Source organism: Spirosoma sordidisoli (genome assembly GCF_004138325.1).
Taxonomy (GTDB): Bacteria; Bacteroidota; Bacteroidia; order Cytophagales; family Spirosomataceae; genus Spirosoma; species Spirosoma sordidisoli.
On record NZ_SBLB01000001.1, the window covers coordinates 1,947,795 to 1,964,162 of the forward strand.

Annotated in this window: 12 protein-coding genes; 6 read left to right on the forward strand and 6 right to left on the reverse strand. The window is 60.1% G+C overall.

Features of this window, described 5'->3' with window-relative positions; translation table 11 throughout:
* The first annotated feature begins 212 nt into the window (after positions 1-212).
* The 3 genes from EQG79_RS08325 (at position 213) to EQG79_RS08335 (ending at position 5,087) form a co-directional block, all read left to right on the forward strand.
* Positions 213-806 (forward strand): sigma 54-interacting transcriptional regulator, encoded by a 594-nt coding sequence (locus tag EQG79_RS08325; RefSeq protein ID WP_165358852.1) that lies wholly within the window; start codon positions 213-215, stop codon positions 804-806.
* 71 nt (positions 807-877) lie between these two features.
* A complete protein-coding gene (locus EQG79_RS08330) occupies positions 878-2,293 on the forward strand; it encodes a DUF1593 domain-containing protein (RefSeq protein WP_129601077.1) in 1,416 nt (471 codons plus the stop codon).
* Positions 2,294-2,348: 55 nt separating this feature from the next.
* The gene (locus tag EQG79_RS08335) at positions 2,349-5,087 is read left to right on the forward strand and encodes a vWA domain-containing protein (RefSeq protein WP_129601078.1); all 2,739 of its coding nucleotides are present in this window, start codon (positions 2,349-2,351) and stop codon (positions 5,085-5,087) included.
* A 90-nt stretch (positions 5,088-5,177) separates the two neighbouring features.
* On the opposite strand, the gene EQG79_RS08340 is transcribed toward EQG79_RS08335, so the two are convergent.
* The 3 genes from EQG79_RS08340 to EQG79_RS08350 are packed head-to-tail and all read right to left on the reverse strand — an operon-like array spanning position 5,178 to position 10,872.
* Positions 5,178-6,287: an efflux RND transporter periplasmic adaptor subunit gene (locus EQG79_RS08340; protein ID WP_165358853.1), complete on the reverse strand. Its 1,110-nt coding sequence runs from the start codon at positions 6,285-6,287 to the stop codon at positions 5,178-5,180.
* A complete protein-coding gene (locus EQG79_RS08345; RefSeq protein WP_077923520.1) occupies positions 6,268-9,468 on the reverse strand; it encodes an efflux RND transporter permease subunit in 3,201 nt (1,066 codons plus the stop codon). Before EQG79_RS08345 ends, EQG79_RS08340 begins: the two co-directional genes overlap by 20 nt.
* A gap of 12 nt (positions 9,469-9,480) precedes the next feature.
* Positions 9,481-10,872 (reverse strand): TolC family protein, encoded by a 1,392-nt coding sequence (locus tag EQG79_RS08350; protein ID WP_077923519.1) that lies wholly within the window; start codon positions 10,870-10,872, stop codon positions 9,481-9,483.
* A 181-nt stretch (positions 10,873-11,053) separates the two neighbouring features.
* Between EQG79_RS08350 and EQG79_RS08355 the strand changes: the two genes are divergently transcribed.
* Together EQG79_RS08355 and EQG79_RS08360 are read left to right on the forward strand one after the other, a co-directional pair.
* Positions 11,054-11,731 carry a response regulator transcription factor gene (locus EQG79_RS08355; protein WP_077923518.1) on the forward strand — a complete coding sequence of 226 codons (678 nt, stop codon included), beginning with the start codon at positions 11,054-11,056 and terminating at the stop codon, positions 11,729-11,731.
* The gene (locus EQG79_RS08360; protein WP_077923517.1) at positions 11,728-13,101 is read left to right on the forward strand and encodes a sensor histidine kinase; all 1,374 of its coding nucleotides are present in this window, start codon (positions 11,728-11,730) and stop codon (positions 13,099-13,101) included. The genes EQG79_RS08355 and EQG79_RS08360 overlap by 4 nt, the downstream gene beginning before the upstream one ends.
* 11 nt (positions 13,102-13,112) lie before the next feature.
* Here EQG79_RS08360 and EQG79_RS08365 read toward each other — a convergent pair whose 3' ends face one another.
* Together EQG79_RS08365 and EQG79_RS08370 are read right to left on the reverse strand one after the other, a co-directional pair.
* Positions 13,113-13,619 (reverse strand): heme-degrading domain-containing protein, encoded by a 507-nt coding sequence (locus tag EQG79_RS08365; RefSeq protein ID WP_170315647.1) that lies wholly within the window; start codon positions 13,617-13,619, stop codon positions 13,113-13,115.
* 93 nt (positions 13,620-13,712) lie between these two features.
* Complete coding sequence (locus EQG79_RS08370) at positions 13,713-14,708, reverse strand: phytanoyl-CoA dioxygenase family protein (protein ID WP_129601080.1); 996 nt, start codon at positions 14,706-14,708, stop codon at positions 13,713-13,715.
* Between the two features lie 156 nt (positions 14,709-14,864).
* Here EQG79_RS08370 and EQG79_RS08375 point away from each other — a divergent pair, with 156 nt between their 5' ends.
* Entirely contained in the window at positions 14,865-15,719 is an 855-nt protein-coding gene (locus EQG79_RS08375; protein ID WP_077923515.1) for an AraC family transcriptional regulator, read from the forward strand.
* 61 nt (positions 15,720-15,780) lie between these two features.
* On the opposite strand, the gene EQG79_RS08380 is transcribed toward EQG79_RS08375, so the two are convergent.
* Positions 15,781-16,083 (reverse strand): hypothetical protein, encoded by a 303-nt coding sequence (locus EQG79_RS08380; RefSeq protein ID WP_129601081.1) that lies wholly within the window; start codon positions 16,081-16,083, stop codon positions 15,781-15,783.
* Positions 16,084-16,368: the final 285 nt, after the last annotated feature.

The window sequence follows — 16,368 nt, forward strand, 5'->3', positions numbered from 1 at the left end:
CGTATCGATAGACTGCTGGTAAGAGAGGTAGGCCTATTGCCGAAAGAGCCTGGGAACTGCTGTGCACAGCGGCTCCCAGGCTCTTTCGGCCTGCCGGTATGCGAGGAAACCAGGCTGGTGAATATCACCGGCCTGGCTCAGGCAATGGCCCGGGCATTTCTGTTTATTCCGTCGATTACTTCAAATAGATGCCGGGTCCGGTCCGCAAAGACATGCAGCAAACGCTGCTGCGGGTTTCGCAGGCGCAGGAGTTCACCCCGGTTGGGTCGACAAAAGCCCGAAAAACAGACGTGCGTATTATTGCCGCTACGCATAAGTCACTACGACAGGCCTGCCATGACGGCCTCTTTCGGTGGGATTTATTCTATCGCTTATCCGTAGCGGAGCTGCATCTGCCCACCCTGACTGCGTGGAGCCTGACCGAAAAGCGAGACCTGATCGATCATTTTATCCGGATCAAGCAAAAAGCGTTTCGCCGGCCGAGGCCAATCCGGCTAACCACTGCCGCCCGGCAGCAGCTGGACCTGTATCTGTTTCCGGGCAATGTTCGCGAACTGGAGAATCTGATCGAATCGCTGTACGTCTTTGCCGAAAGTCAGGTAGACGTAGCCGATCTGCCCGACTGGATTCGGCAACCTGAGCAGGCAATAAACGGTTTTACCTGGCAACACCACGAGAAAGACCTCATACAAAGGGCTCTTGCCTATTTCGGGGGCAACAAGACCCGCGCCCTCGACGCGCTGGGCTACGGCTCCATGAATACGTTGACGGCCAAAATAACCCGTTACGCCATCCCGCTACCCTGACGAACCGGCACCACCACGCATTCGTGAGCACAAACGCATAGCTTTGCCAACAGCTTTTCCCTAGACCGATCATGCGACTTTCGTTTGTGTTCCTGATGCTGCTGCTGGTGCTTCCTGCCTGGGCGCAGGTAACCGAAACCCGGCCCAAACCCCGGGTGCTGGTACTAACCGATATCGAGAATGAGCCCGACGATACGCAGTCGCTGATCCGGTTCATGCTCTATGCCAATCAGTGGGATATTGAAGGCTTGATTGCCACTACCTCGGTTCATCAGCAAGAGCGGGTTGCGCCCGAGAAAATCAGGGAGGTCGTTACAGCCTACGGACAGGTCAGGGCCAATCTGGCTTTGCACGAACCCGGCTATCCGGAAGCCGCGCAGCTATTGGGTCTGATCAGGCCTGCCCTGCCCCGGTTCGGCAGACAGGCGGTTGGCCCCGGCAACGACTCGCCCGGCTCGGACTGGATCATTCAGGTTGTCGACAAAAACGACGAGCGGCCCGTCTGGGTGCTGTGCTGGGGCGGGCCGAACTGCCTGGCCCAGGCGCTCTGGAAAGTATCGATGACCCGATCGGCGGAAGAGCTGAATCGCTTTGTCGGTAAACTCAGGGTCTACACCATCTCCGACCAGGACGATTCAGGGCCCTGGCTGCGCAAAACCTTCCCGTCACTTTTTTACGTGGCCAGTCCCGGCGTATACGCCCGGGGAGCGTACCACTACGCCACCTGGAACGGCATCAGTGGCGATCGGCACCACGGCCGGTTTTCAGGTGCCGATTTTTCGCTGGTCGATAACCCCTGGCTGGATGTCAACATACGGCAGGGTCACGGCCCGCTGGGAGCGCTGTATCCGGTTACCAAGTACCTGATGGAGGGCGACACCCCCTCGTTCCTGCATTTGATCGACAATGGATTGAGCGTACCCGAACACCCGGACTATGGCGGCTGGGGCGGCCGCTACGAATATTACCAGCCGCACACCCGACCCTGGTTTTCGGAGCCGGAGACCCGTCCGTTTTTCACCGATGCCGACGATGAGGTCAAGGGCCTCGACGGACACATGCACCGGAGTAATCAGGCCACTATCTGGCGCTGGCGGCAGGCCTATCAGCATGACTTCGCGGCCCGGATGGACTGGTGTGTGAAGCCGTTCAGCGAAGCCAACCATCCGCCCCGGGTCGTGCTGACCCACCCGGCGGTGCTGACAGTAAGCAGCGGAGAGCCCATCACCCTCAGCGCGCAAGGCTCGACCGACCCCGACGACAACTCTCTGACCTACAAATGGTTTTACTATCCGGAAGCCGGTACGTATCTGAGCCATCGGGACCTGGTGATCGGCCAGCCAGCCGCCCCGTCGGTTACCCTGACGGCCCCCGATGTCAGCAAACCCGAAACGCTGCATGTTATTGTGTCGGTAACGGATAACGGCCGGCCGGCCCTGACGCGCTACCAGCGGGTTCTGGTAACGGTTCTGCCCAAGATCCGGTAGACCGCTGGCTAAAGGACTGGGGCGGGTAACGGGCTCCTCTTCCGATCTTTCGGGTATGCAGACCTTGCTTTGTTCCCTCCTGTTGCTGGGGCGACCGCTGGCTCTAACCGAGCCGCCCCCGCAGACGCTCAACCAGTACGTGGCGTTCCTGAGCCAGTCGGTCGATGTGGTCAATGGGCGCTGTCTGGCGCTGAAAGCGTACGAGGCCGAGGTGCAGCGGTATCGGAAAAAAGCCGATGGTACGCTGCGGCTACCTTCGTCGGGGCCGCTGGAGACGTATTATTACCAGAAAGCGCTGGCCGCGACCGGACTGACTGCCGCTGAACAGCAATCGTTAAAAACCAGCGCGCAGGGTCTCTGGCAACGGCTAAACCAGATCGACCAGACCGGCAAGGCGCTGGAAACCTACGTGCGCCTGGGCGATTACCGGCGCGACAACCTGAGCCGATCCGATTCGCTGGTACGGGCGCTACAGACCCTGGCTAGTCAGTTTGGCCGGGAGAAGGACGCCTGTTACCAGCAGATCCGGCAGATGTACCGGCGGTATCAGCCCTACCAGGCCAGCGACCCGTACCTGGTTGCCGAACACGAAATGGAACAGGTGTTACAGAGCCAGCAGGCGCTGCTGTCGGCCCTCCCCTTCGTGCTCCACGACGATAGCCCCGCGGCCTGGCCCGTCGACCGGGTGCAGCAGCATATGCTGGCCGATGCGGAACCGCTGCAACGCCTTGACCAGACCGCCCCCCGGATCGCCTACCCGGCTTCGTCCATGCTGGCGTCGTTCAAAACGGCTTTACAGACCATACAGGCCCTCAAGAGCCGGGCCATCGATGATAATACCTATGCCGCCCGGCAGTCGGCCCGGCATGGGAACGAGGTGTACCTGGCCCTGCTGCAGGCGTTCAATCAGGATTTGCTGGCCATGTATCACAGCTTTGTCAACTACAGCCGGTCGGCCCGGTCGCTGCTCGACTACCCATCGGTCAGCATCACCTTCCTGATCGACCCACCCGCTCCGGTCAGCCGGACGGTCGCGTCGGCCGTGCCTTTTGCCGACAGCCCTCCGCTGGTGTTCAGCGTCCAACCGGCGACGGCACCGGCCAGCCGGGCTACGTTCCTGGCGCTCAATGCCTATGTCGATTTCATCAACGAGTCGCTGCGGCAGCTGCGTACGCTACAGGTCGGCCTGCGCAACTACCAGTTGTCGGCGGAGTACCAGCGCGATCCGGCCCGGAGCCAGAAACGGGCGGCCCTCACCTACGCCCACGACGACTACAAACTGCCTACTTCCCTGTATCAGCTGCTGCGTGTCAGCAGCCAGTCTGTGCCGCCCTCCTACCGGGCTTCGGTCGTTGGCCAGGCCGAGGTGCTGATGAACATGCTGACCGAGATGGACCAGCTGAGCATCGAACTGACGACCTATACGGCCGACAAACGTTACCAGCAGGACCAGCTACAGCGGTCTGACGCCATTCTGGACCGCTACGCCTACCTCTTCGATGCCTTCGATCAGAAGAAAGAGCGGCTATATACCGACATACGGCGCATTTACGAAAGCTACCCCGCGGCCAGTCCGGGCAGCTCGTGGAACCGGGCCGGGAAAGCCCTGCTCAGCGCGGTCGACAGTAACCGGGCCGTGCTGGCGGGTATTCGGGCGTACCTGAGCGGACAGTCGGACCGGCTTCCCGAAACCGCTTCTCTCGAAGCCATGGGCCGGCAGCTGATGGCCGATGAGTATTCGAACCTGAACGGCCTGACCCGCTACGGACGCAGCAATGGGCTCTGCCCGTATACTCCCTACGAAGACCTGGCCGAGAGTTCGCTGCGGTTTGCGGAGTTGACGAAGCGGATCGCGTTACCCCGGGCTACGGCCACCAGCCATCCCTACGAATCGGTCTATTATTTCTATAACAATCAGCTTATTTACCCCTACAACAGGTTCTGCGAGCTGGCCAAAGAAAACCGGCTGAAAGCCATCGACCAGCCCGACCTGTTTGCGTTCCGCCGGCAGGCGTCGGCTCCGGTGTCGCCCCCCGCTCCGCTGCCGGTCAGCCCGCCCGAATCGGCACGCCCCCGCCGGGAGCCACCGCCCAGCCCGGCTACAACTCCGGCAACGCCCGTTTCACCGACCTCCGCTCCTGTGGCCGCCGGACCGACGCTGCGGGATACGGTTTATGTGGAGCGGCTGCGGGTCGATACGATGTACGTCGACCGAAGCCGCGAGGGGGCGGTAAGTCCGTCGCTGGCGGGGTTTGCGCCGAACAACATGGTGCTGCTGCTCGACGTGTCGGGGTCGATGGATTCGCCCTACAAACTGCCCCTGCTGAAGCGGTCGGTCAAAGCGCTCCTGACCCTACTCCGGCCCGAAGACCAGCTCTCCATCGTGGTTTACTCGGGCAAAGCGCGGGTGGCCCTGAAGCCAACCTCCGGCGCGCATGTGGGCGAGATTGCCCGCGTCATCGACGAGCTGACATCAACCGGCGATACCGATGGCAACGGCGGGTTGAAACTGGCATACAAGGTAGCGGACCGGAACTACATCCGCGCCGGTAACAACCGGATCATTCTGGCTACCGACGGCGAATTTGCGGTCAGCGGGGAGGTGCTTCAGCTCATCGAGGAGCGCGCCCGGCAGGACATCTCCCTGACCGTTTTCACCTTTGGCCGCAATGCCCTTACCGGACAGGGCCTCCGGCAGCTGAGCCAGCTGGGCCGGGGCACTTTCGTTCACGTTACCCCCCAGAACGCCACCAACCAGCTGATCCTGGAAGCGCAGGCCAGGCCCGTTCGATAGCCCGCGCCCGGTAAAGAAAACAGCCGCTCAGAGAGTGGCTGTTTATCGGACAGGAAAAAGGCATGTTATCAGTCAATACGGTTCGGTTTGTCAGCGGATCGCGATACCATCTTTGATATCCTCGCGTGCGTTGATGATGATCTTGTCGTTGGGGGTCAGGTCGCCGAATATTTCTGTCATATCGCCCGATTTCTGCCCCCGCCGGATCGGTACATGCCTCGCCCGGCCGTCTTCGACCTTGATGACGTACTGGCGCTCCGTCGACGCAATGACGGCCGAAGTCGGTACGGCCAGAGCGCCGGGCGTACCGGCCGCCGACAGAATAATTTCGGCGAACATGCCTGGCCGCAGGGTCCGGCTCCGGTTGTCGATGTCGATCTCGACGGTCTCGGAGCGGAACTGCTGGTTCATACTGCCCGACCGCCGGCTGATTTTCCCGGTAAAGGTTTTTCCGGGCATGGCGCTAACCGTAAACGCCACCGACTCGCCTTCCTTCATCTGGGGGCTGTAGGTCTCGGGGACATCGACAATCAGACGCAGCCGGGTCTGCTGCTGCAAAACCAGCATCGGCCGGTCCTGTCGGGCGCCCGACCCGACCAGCGCGCCGGGGTGTACGTTCCGCTCGGTGATGAAGCCATCGAAGGGTGCCGATACGGTCAGGTATGATTTGAGTTTCGCCATGGCCCGGTAGTTGGCCTGTTCGCCCAGTACAGATGCGCTGTCGGCCTGCACCCGCGCCTGGGCCGTTTCCAGGTCCAGAGCCGATACCGAACCGGCTACCTTATTGCTGGCCAGCAACCGGCGGTAATGTTCGCGGCTGGCTACCAGCATGGCCTGTGCCTTCAGCGTGTTGGACCGCGCAGCCGCCAGCCGCTCTTCGGTTTCGGGCGCATCCAGCACCATCAGCACCTGCTCTTTCCGCACGGCCGAACCCCGGTCAACCAGCACGCGCTCCACAAAACCCGTGGCTCGTGGATAAATGGTCACCTCCTGATAAGCATGAAACTCGCCGGGCAGCTGTACCGTCTGGGCCAGCGACTGCCGCGTTACGGCGCCAATCCGGTAGCTGGACGGGGCTGATTTTGTTGCCGGAGCCGATTTTTTCCGGTCGCTCTCAGCCGAGTCGCCGGAGTGGCAGCTGCAGAGGGCACCCAGCCCCAGCAGGAAGGCCAGTGTTCTGTTATAATGAATGCTTTTCATACGATTCGGGGAGAACAGGTTGGGGGTCATAGTCGGTATCAGCTACCGGCGTGGTCACCGGAGCGGGCAGGAGCGACGGGTCCTCATACGTAGCCCGGCGCTGCAGCCAGACGTAGACCTGCGGTACGATATAGAGAGCAGCCAGCGTAGACGCTACCAGCCCGCCGATAACAGCCCGGCCCAGTGGTGCCACCTGCTCACCCGCTTCGCCCGTACCGAGCGCCATCGGCACCATGCCCGCAATCATGGCAAAGGAGGTCATCAGCACCGGCCGCAGCCGCAGCCCAACACTGTCGATAGCCGCCTTCCTCAGATCCCGATACACCCAGCGCAACCGCTCGGCATTGGTCACGATCAGGATAGCGTTGGCTACGGATATACCCGTCGACATGATAATGCCCATGTACGACTGCAGGTTGAGCGTACTACCCGTCAGCAGCAGCAGCCCGATAGCGCCGACCAGTACGGCAGGTACCGTGCTGAGCACCACGAACGATAGTCGGAACGACTGGTAGTTGGCCGCCAGGAGCAGGAAGATGACCAGGACCGCAATACCCAGCCCCAGCTGCAGGCTATCGAGGGTTTCGGTCAGCAGCGACGACATCCCTTTCACCTCCGTAACGAGGCCTTTCGGCGTTTCGCCCAGCTTGCTCAGGGTTTGGTTTACGGCCTGGGTAGCGGTACCCAGGTCGCGGTGGTGAACGTTGGCCGATACCGTTACGTACCGGCGCGGCCCCGTGCGGTCATACTCGCCGGGCAGCGTATCGACCGAGAACGTAGCCACATCGCCCAGCACCGGCCGCGACTGTCCCGCCACCAGCGGAATCTCGCGCAGCTGCGACAGGTTCTGCATATCATACTCCGGAATCTGGACCTGTACCTGGTAGGTATAGGCCGCCTGCTGGTCGAGCCACTGGTTTTTCTCGGTATAACGGCTCGATGAGGTCGAGGCCGTAATGGACCGGGCAGCCTGCTGGATGTTCAGCCCCATCATGGCCAGCCGCTGCCGGTCCAGTTTAATGTTGATGACCGGGAAGTTGAGCGGTTGCAGAATCCGGACATCGCGCAGATAAGGCACCTCGGCCAGACTGTCGACCAGGCGGTGGGCATAGCCCGCAATCTGCTTCATATCCCGACCGGCTACCTGCACCTCGATGGGCGTGCTGGCGCCACCGCTCATGAGTTTCTCGGTCAGGTCGGCCGGTTCGAAGGAGAGCGTCAGGTCGGGCATCTGCTCCCGTACGGCCTCGCGAATCCGTTCTTTCAGATCCTGCATATTGGTCCGAAACCCCTTCGTCAGCCCGACCTTGATGACCGCGTCGTTTGTACCACTGGTGCTGACGTACAGGTTGGAGGTGGCATAGTTGGTGGGGACAACGCCGACGTAGGCCGACGACACCGCCAGATTCCCGCCCGACACCTCATCGACCAGTGTCAGCAGCTCACCCACGCGCTCTTCGGTTCGTTCGAGCCGGGTGCCGTCGGGGGTTTTCATGCGGATGACCATCTGGCCGGTATTGATGACGGGCAGCATGTCTTTCCCGATCAGTGCGAATCCCGCGCCCGCCAGCACCAGAATACCTATCCCATACAGCCCGATAATGAGTTTGTTACGGTTCAGCAACCGGTCCGTCTGGGCCACGAAACCCGCCCGGACCCGATCAAACCGCGACGGCTGGGCGTCGGGCCGATGGGGTTTGTGGCTGTGGGCTTTCATGAGCCAGTTGGCCAGCACCGGCACCAGGCTCTGCGCCAGAAAGTACGATACGGTCATGGCAAATCCGATCGACAGCGACAGCGGCAGGAACATAGCCCGGGGTACGCCCGTCATGATGAACGATGGAGCAAAAACGGCCAGAATACAAAGCAGGATGAGCAGGAGCGGCAGCGCTACCTCTTTGCAGGCCTCGAATACGGCCTCTTTTTTGGGCTTGCCCATCTCCAGATGCTGGTGAATATTTTCGATGGTCACCGTAGCCTGGTCGACCAGCACCCCGATGGCCAGCGCCAGACCCGACAGCGTCATAATGTTGATCGTTTGCCCGGCCAGACTCAGCCCCAGCACAGCCGCGATAATCGAAATCGGAATGGTGATGATCACGATCACCGACGACCGCCAGTCGCCCAGAAACAGCAGCACCATCAGGCCGGTCAGAATAGCCCCCAGCCCGCCTTCGAAAAGCAGACTCTCGACCGCGTTGATGACAAAAACCGACTGATCGAACTCGTAATTGACCTCGATGTCGTCGGGGAGCAGGCTCCGCATCTCGGGCAGTTTGGCTTTGAGCCGCGTGACCACATCCCAGGTTGAGGCATCGGCCGTTTTGACGACCGGGATGTACGACGACCGGCTTCCGTTCACGAGCGCGTAGCCCGAGGTAACATCGGAACCATCCTGAACGGTGGCCACATCGCTCAGAAAAATGGTGCGGTGCCCTTCGGTAATGACCGGAATCCGGCCAAAGTCCGACACCTGATCTTCGAGCGAGTTGAGCGTGGTAATGTAGGTGGTATTGTCGACCCGGATGTTGCCCGATGGTGTCATGGCATTATTGGCCGCCAGCGCCCTGACCACCTCATCGGGTGAGATGTTCATACTACGAATCCGGCCGGGGTCCAGGTTGATAACGATGGTGCGGGAGTTGGTACCGATGGGGGGCGGAGCCGTCAGCCCCGGAACGGTCGAGAACAGAGGCCGGATGCGCGTAACGGCCAGTTCGTGAATCTCTTTCAGCGACCGCGTTTTGCTCGAAAACACCAGATCGCCGATGGGTACCGACGAGGCATCATAACGCACCACCTGCGGAGGCAGCGCCCCGGGCGGGAAAAACTTCATGGCCCGGTTTACCTGAATAGCCACTTCGGCCGCGGCCTGAGCCATGTCGGTTCCTTCGTAGAAAGCCAGTTTCACGATGGTCAGCCCCTGCACGTTACGGCTCGATATGTCGCGCACGCCCCCGATGTACAGAAACTGATCCTGCATGCGGGTGGCGAAAAAGCCTTCCATCTGCGCGGGCGACATACCGCCGTAGGGTTCGATGACGTAGATCACCGGCGAGTTGAGCCGGGGAAAGATATCGATCGGAATCCGCAGCGCCGACATAACCGAGAACGTCACTATGCCGGCAACCAGCACCAGCACCGATATCGGGCGTTTCAACGAAGTTGATAATAAGGACATAAGCAGATCGGGTTAGCGACGGAACAGCGAATAGAATTCGTCAAGGTTATCGGTAGCCTGGGCGCGTTGCAGCCGCAGCTGAACAGCCTGGGCGCGCGTTTGTACCACTTCTTTCTCCACGGCCGTAAGCAGGGTTAGCGCATCGGTCAGGCTCAGCACGGTTTCCAGACCGTTGTTGTACAGCGAAAGTCGCTGGGTGTAAGCCTCCCGGGCCGAACGAAGGGCGTTAGGAAGCTCGGCCAGCTGGTTCTGCACCACAGCCAGCCGGGCATTGGCGATACCGAGGGTGTTCTGCAACTGCAGCTGAGCTACCATCAGCTGATTACGGGCCTCCTCGACCCGAAACTGCTGCAGCCGGACCCGACTGGTAGCCCGCCGAAAATCCATCAGATTGGCCGTAGCCGCCACTCCCAGCAGATAGTTGGTACGGCTGTAAGACAGCCCCGGCAGAAGCGGGCCGTAGTTATTGTCGACATCCAGACTGGAGCCGCGCGCCCAGGTTGCGCCCAGCAGCGTTACCCGCGGCAGCGCCGATTTCCGGATCAGGTCGACCTCGGCCACCTGTCGGGTAATGAGTCGTTGCTGAACCTGCAGCAGCGGGTGAGCCGAAACGGGTTCAGGGTCAGCCAGCGGTATAAGCAACGGGTCGACGCGCAGCGCTGTGTCGATCTCGATTTGGTCGATGGGCCGTCCGGTCAGGGTAGCCAGCTGAACCCGCGCCCGCTGCCGCTCTTCCTGCATGCGCAGATAGGCCAGCCGGGCGCGCGACAGGGCCGCCCGTGCCAGCGACGAGTCGAGTCCCGGCTTGATGCCGTTGCGAACGAGGTTGGCGATAATTCGGTGTACGGTATCGACCCGGGCCAGGTTCCGCTGCTCGATCTGCAGGTTCTGCTCGGTCCAGAACAAATCCAGAAAACTGCTGATTACGGTTTGCCGCAGTCCGAACCGCTCCCGTTCCAGACCGGCCTCCCCTACGGCGATGTCGGCCCGCAAGAGCTGGTTTTCGGCCGCAAACCGGCCAAAGTTATATACCTCCCAGTCGGCGCTAGCCAGCGCAATGTTACCCGTTGCCAGATCGGCCTGGTTATCGGCGCGCCGGGCGCCCGACGTGGGCACAATGAGTCCCAGCGAGAAATACGAACCCGACAGCCCGTTGGCCGTACCGATATTGGTCTGGCTATGGACACGCACATTCGGCAGCCGGTTATCAGCAAGAATCTGGCTGTTGGCTCTCAGCGCGCCCAGCGCCGACTGCCGGGCGGCCAGCGTAGGGTATTGCGCCAGGGTGGCCGCTACGGCCTCTTCGAGGGTCAGTCGCTGCTGGGCCTGCAATCGGGTTGGCAGACCGACCAGACCGCTGATCGCACACATCCAGATAGTAAGCAAACGAGCCGCGTGAGGCATAGGCAACGGAACAGTTGAGTAAAAGGTCGCCGGATCGGTTGAGCCGGTCAGTAACCAAAATAACCACCGGGTCCATTAGAGACTTCTGAGAGAGTTATTACAATCTGATTAGAGTGAGCAGACGGCCGCTCATCCTGGCGTCTTCTGCTGTACTTTCGACCCTGTACTATCAGGCGCAGCTATGCACGTATTGGTTGTAGAAGACGATGTTGAACTGACGCAGTTCATTCAGAAAGGCTTACAGTCTGAAGGCATCGGCGTATCCGTGGCCTTCGACGGGGTCGTTGGTCGCTCTATGGTCAATGACCGGCAGTTCGATGTGGTAGTGCTGGATATCAACATGCCGGGCCTCAATGGCTACGAGCTTTGTGCGTTCATCAAGCAGAACTGGCCCGCTATTCCGGTCATAATGCTTACCGCCCTGGGTAGTCTGGACAATAAAGTAATGGGGTTCGAGTCGGGGGCCGACGACTATCTGGCCAAACCGTTTGCCTTCAAAGAGCTGCTGTTCCGGCTGAAAGCGCTGGCCCGGCGGCATCCGTCGCGGGCGCCCCTCCCCAAACGGCTCGAACTGCTCGACCTGGCCGTCGATACCGAATCGCATCAGGTCTGGCGGGCGGGCAAGCGGGTTACGCTGACGGCCCGCGAGTACGCCCTGCTCGAATACCTGCTGCTCAACCAGGGCAAAGTAGTAAACCGGGTCGATCTGCTCGAAAACGTCTGGGATGTTCACTTTAACACCAACACCAACGTGGTTGACGTGTACATCAACTACCTGCGCCGGAAAATCGACCATGTAGAGCCGAAACTGCTGCATACCGTCTTCGGCGTGGGCTACATGCTGCGGGCCGAGCCATGAGCATCAAGCAGAAAATTACGGTTGGCTTCGGGCTGCTGGTGGCTGCGCTGCTGCTGCTGTTTTCGCTGTATATTTTCCAGACCTACGAGTCGTACCGGCGGTCGCAGATGCGGATGCGGCTGCAACGCCGGGCCCTGTCGGCCCAGCTGTTCCTGCAGAACCGGCAGGAGTTTCTGCGCTACAACTACCTGACTCTGCCCGAGCAGCACGAATCGCTGGTGAACGCGCAGAACCGGCGCATCTACTCCTCATCGGGGCCCGACGATTACCGGATTACGCCCGCTCGGCTGGCCGAAGCGCGGCAGCAGGAGGTTTACTTTACGTATGACAGCCCGCTCTGGGAAGACCCGAAAGAAGGCATGGCCCTATCGTTCCGGATAAATGGCGATCAGTACGTAGCCGTGGTAACCGCCTACGACCTGGCCGGGCGTCAGACCAGCAGGAACCTGCGGCTTATCCTGATTCTGGGCAATATTCTGTCGCTGGTGGTGATTGCGCTGGTCGGGTTTCTGTTTGCCCGGCGGGCCATGCGTCCGTTCGATCAGCTGATCAGCCAGCTCGACTCGGCCACGGTCAACGATTTCTCGTTTCGGCTCAGCGAAGGCAGCCCTTCCGACGAAGCGGGGTATCTGGCCGCATCGTTCAACCAGCTGCTGGCGCATCTTCAGGAACTGGCCGTCAGTCAGGAAAACTTCGTAGCCTACGCATCGCACGAGATTCGTACTCCGCTGACGGTCGTGAAAGGCATGCTGGAAACCTCGCTGGCCTACGATCAGAGTCTGCCCGCGGCCCGGCAAAGCATCGATCAGGCACTGAGCCGGCTGGAAGGAGCCATCGAACTGGCCAATGCGCTGCTTCAGCTGGCGGAGGTGGAGGGGCTCAAAGCCATGCAATTACAGGAAGATATCAACGTAGTCGATACTATTCTGGACACGGTGGCCTATGTGAGCGAAAAATACCCGTCCCTGACCATAGAAGTGCAGCTGACCGACGAGTTTACCGAACAAAGCTCAACGGTGCGGGTCATCGGAAACGCTACGCTGCTGCGTACTGCCCTGATCAACATTGCCGATAATGCCGGTAAGTATTCGTCGTTTCAGCCCGTCGATATACGGGTTCGCTACGAAACGGGCTGGATCGTTATCGACATTACCGACCGGGGTATCGGCATCCCCGAAGCGCAGCTGACCGATGTGTTTCTGCCGATGATGCGGGCCGAAAATGTAGGGCGGATTCAGGGGTTCGGCCTGGGGCTGACCCTGGCCCGAAAAATTGTTGATCTCCACCAGGGCTACCTGCTGCTGCACTCCGTACCTACCCGGGGCACTACCGTTTCGCTGCGGCTGCCGGCCCGGCCCCTCTGGCCGTAAGCGAGCCGGTGTCAGGCCAGGGCCAGCCCGGCCAGCGGCAGACCGAACCAGTTGGCCAGTACGGACACGAGCAGGTTATGGTCGTCGCGCTGGGGCAAACCCGACACGGCCAGCGTACCGACGCAACCCGTTCCGCGCAGGATCAGCGGAAAACAGCCGCCAAAAGGCGCATAGTCTCTGAGGTCGAGGCCCGAGCGTTCCTGCAGGGAGGTTTGCCGCTGTTGCAGATCGAGCCCTACGGCGTAGGAACTCCGGTGGAAACGCAGCACCACGTTGCGTTTGCGCCGAATCCAGTCGGCATTGTCGGCGGTGGTACCGGGCATGGCGTAGAAGAACAGCGGCTGACCAGCCAGCTGAATCTCGATGGCAACGGCTTTGCCGGCGGCTTCGGCGGCTTCTTTGAGCCGGGTACCGAGCTGCCAGGCGGTATCGGCCGTGAAGGTATCGAACTGGAGCTGCTGCTCCTGAACGGCAAGCCGGTCGAGGTCGGCCTGTACATCAATGGGGACAGTATCCATAGGTAGCGGAGTAACGAGTTAGGGCCGGGTCGTAAGGGAGGAGTTACCGCTTCTGACGACCCGGCCCTGACAGAACCACAGGCAGCCGCTTCTCTACTCGTCGGCCCAGCGGGTCAGGCCCAGCAGTTTTTTACCCAGCTCGCTTAGTTCGGCGGTCTGGTGGCGGGTGCGCTCCCAGCCGCGCGGGTCGCCGGGAAAGGCGTAGCCCTCGGGGGCGATGCGGTCGCGCCAGGACGTGATGCGCCACTGCCGCAGGGCTTCGTTGTCTTCTTCGGCCGGCATCATGGATATATACTGCGCAATCCGCACCTGATCGGCCGAGCGGTTGGGCCGGATGCCGTGGGGCTGGGTGCTGTTGAAGATCAGCAGATCGCCGGCGTTCATCTTTACCTTGACCAGCTTGTCTTCGAAGCCCGTTATATCGGGTTTGAACCGGTTGCGGTCGGCGGGTTGGGTCAGCTTCCAGGTGTCGTAGGTGCGATACAGCTCGGGTATGCACTGGAAACCGCCCATGTTTTCATCGTTCTGATCGGCCAGGGCCAGCACCCCCTGCACGTTCTGAGGGCGGGTTTCGGGGTCGTAGTCCCAGTGAATGAATCCTTTGAAGGTATCCTGCGGACGCAGCGGAAAATTCAGGTTGGCCCGGTCGATGGTTACCCAGAGGTGCTCGGTGCCCCAGATGTCGACAAACGCATCGTAGACGCGGGGGTACTGGCGGTTATCCCATTGGTACTGGTGGTTATAGAGCTCGACCATGCCGCTGCCGATCAGCTCTTTCATCTGCATATCGGCCCGCGGGGGCGCGTACCAGGTGCCGGGGTCGTTGGGGTCTTTTTCTTCAAACGCCCACAGAAAACGGGCCAGCCGCTCGGCCTGTTCGCGCGGCACGGCCTGTTTGACAACGATATAACCGTTTTCTTTCCAGAACTGCCAGTCGGCTTCTGATAGCACCCGCAGCGGTTTGACCGTTTCGCCGGAACGGTCGCTCAGGCTGATTTTGCTGCTGGTAGCCGTTGAGGGGTTGCCCGGAATGTCTTTGTGGGCGTTGGCGGGCGCCATGGTCGGCGTCATGGTTGGAGTTGCTTCCATACGAACTGATCGGTAAAAACAGGGTTTGGTTACGACAAAGGTAGCCCGACCGGGGCGGGAGGTGTTATGACGAAACTAGCCCTTTTTTGTACTATATTGCTCTCGGATAGCACCAGACTCTCACAAACCAGCAGATATGCACAAAATTTGCCCCGTATGAAACTAGCGCTCGAACAGATCAGCCCGGATGCCGACAGCTCGTTCCATATCCTGCTGACGCCCCACCTGAGCGACGTTTTCCTGTGGCATTACCACCCGGAGTATGAGATTGTGTTTATCGAAGGCGCCAGCGGCACCCGCCACGTAGGCAACCACATTTCGCGCTACGAAGGCAGCGACCTCGTTTTTATTGGCCCCAACGTGCCGCACCTGAACTTCGACTACGGGGTCAGGACCGAGCACCGCAAAGTGGTGGTCCAGCTGAAAGAAAACTTTCTGGGTGAGGTGTTCTGGCAGGCCCCCGAGCTGGCTGCTGTTACCCGCCTGTTCGAGCGCGCCCGGTCGGGGCTGTCGTTCTACGGGGCTACCAAGGAGGCCGTTGGGCAGCAACTGAGCCAGCTAGCCGGGCTGCCGTCGTTCGAGCGGCTGCTCAGCTTGCTTCGCATCTTTCAGCAACTGGCTACCAGCACCGAATACACTCCCTTACACGGCCAGGCGGTGGCCAGTGCCTATAACCTCAACGAGCAGCAGCGGCTGAAACGGGTGCATCAGTTCATTGTCGACGAGTATGCGCGTAAAATCGAGATTCCGGAGGTGGCTGCCCTGGCCAGCCTTACCGAATCGGCCTTCTGCCGCTACTTCAAACGGATTACCGGGCTTACGTTTACCCAGTTTCTGAACCAGTACCGGATCAATCAGGCGCAGAAGCTGCTGCTCATGGACCATACCGTATCGGAAGCCTGCTTTGCCTGCGGATTCGAGAGTCTGTCGTATTTCAACCGGATTTTCAGGCGGCTGACCGGCGAGAACCCGCTTCAGTTCAAGAAACGCCACCGCCAGGACCTGACCTGACCTTTTTTGCAATCCCGACGAAGGACCGGGCCACCGGGATACCAAAAAACGGCGGGTCGCTTTACAGTTTAAACGCCAGGCCGGGTTCGGTGGGCATGGATGCCGGGTGCAGGAGCTGGAGCAGGACGGCCCGCTCGGCGGTAGAGAGGTGTTGCTGCAGATACCCGGCCAGGTTGCCATAGGTAGCGGTTGCAAAAGCCGGATGCAGCGCCTGGTACGCTCTTACGCAGCGGATGATCCGTTTCAACTGACCCGTGTATGTCAGCTGCCGATCGATCTGCTCCGATGAATCTGGTTCGAAGATGGTCATCAGCACGCAGCGTATACTCGTAAGGGTTGCGGCCTTGTACAGTTTCCAGATCATGACTATCGTGTTTAACTAGTTGGAGAAATAAACCAGCCTATTCAGTGCATAAATCGTTCCAGAAGCGGGGGCAAGCCCGATTTTCTGGAACGATTTATGCTTGTTACAGTGCTAATTCTCAAATTTACTATTTTAACTTTAAAGTCAACTCATTGTTACTTATTAAACAATGACATGGCCGTAAGTAAACAGTTTCACCTCAATCTGGCACATGAAAAAGAAAAGACGTATCATACACCACTATCATCAGCTCAACAGCCTTTCTATCAAACGCTTATGAAAATA

What these genes read in the sequence shown, in the direction of transcription:
- EQG79_RS08375 (WP_077923515.1), top strand. Translation starts at nt 14,865, where the DNA reads ATGAAACTAGCGCTCGAACAGATCAGCCCGGATGCCGACAGCTCGTTC.
- EQG79_RS08355 (WP_077923518.1), top strand. Translation starts at nt 11,054, where the DNA reads ATGCACGTATTGGTTGTAGAAGACGATGTTGAACTGACGCAGTTCATT.
- EQG79_RS08380 (WP_129601081.1), bottom strand. Translation starts at nt 16,083, where the DNA reads ATGATCTGGAAACTGTACAAGGCCGCAACCCTTACGAGTATACGCTGC.
- EQG79_RS08365 (WP_170315647.1), bottom strand. Translation starts at nt 13,619, where the DNA reads ATGGATACTGTCCCCATTGATGTACAGGCCGACCTCGACCGGCTTGCC.
- EQG79_RS08360 (WP_077923517.1), top strand. Translation starts at nt 11,728, where the DNA reads ATGAGCATCAAGCAGAAAATTACGGTTGGCTTCGGGCTGCTGGTGGCT.
- EQG79_RS08330 (WP_129601077.1), top strand. Translation starts at nt 878, where the DNA reads ATGCGACTTTCGTTTGTGTTCCTGATGCTGCTGCTGGTGCTTCCTGCC.
- EQG79_RS08340 (WP_165358853.1), bottom strand. Translation starts at nt 6,287, where the DNA reads ATGAAAAGCATTCATTATAACAGAACACTGGCCTTCCTGCTGGGGCTG.
- EQG79_RS08325 (WP_165358852.1), top strand. Translation starts at nt 213, where the DNA reads ATGCAGCAAACGCTGCTGCGGGTTTCGCAGGCGCAGGAGTTCACCCCG.
- EQG79_RS08370 (WP_129601080.1), bottom strand. Translation starts at nt 14,708, where the DNA reads ATGGAAGCAACTCCAACCATGACGCCGACCATGGCGCCCGCCAACGCC.
- EQG79_RS08335 (WP_129601078.1), top strand. Translation starts at nt 2,349, where the DNA reads ATGCAGACCTTGCTTTGTTCCCTCCTGTTGCTGGGGCGACCGCTGGCT.
- EQG79_RS08345 (WP_077923520.1), bottom strand. Translation starts at nt 9,468, where the DNA reads ATGTCCTTATTATCAACTTCGTTGAAACGCCCGATATCGGTGCTGGTG.
- EQG79_RS08350 (WP_077923519.1), bottom strand. Translation starts at nt 10,872, where the DNA reads ATGCCTCACGCGGCTCGTTTGCTTACTATCTGGATGTGTGCGATCAGC.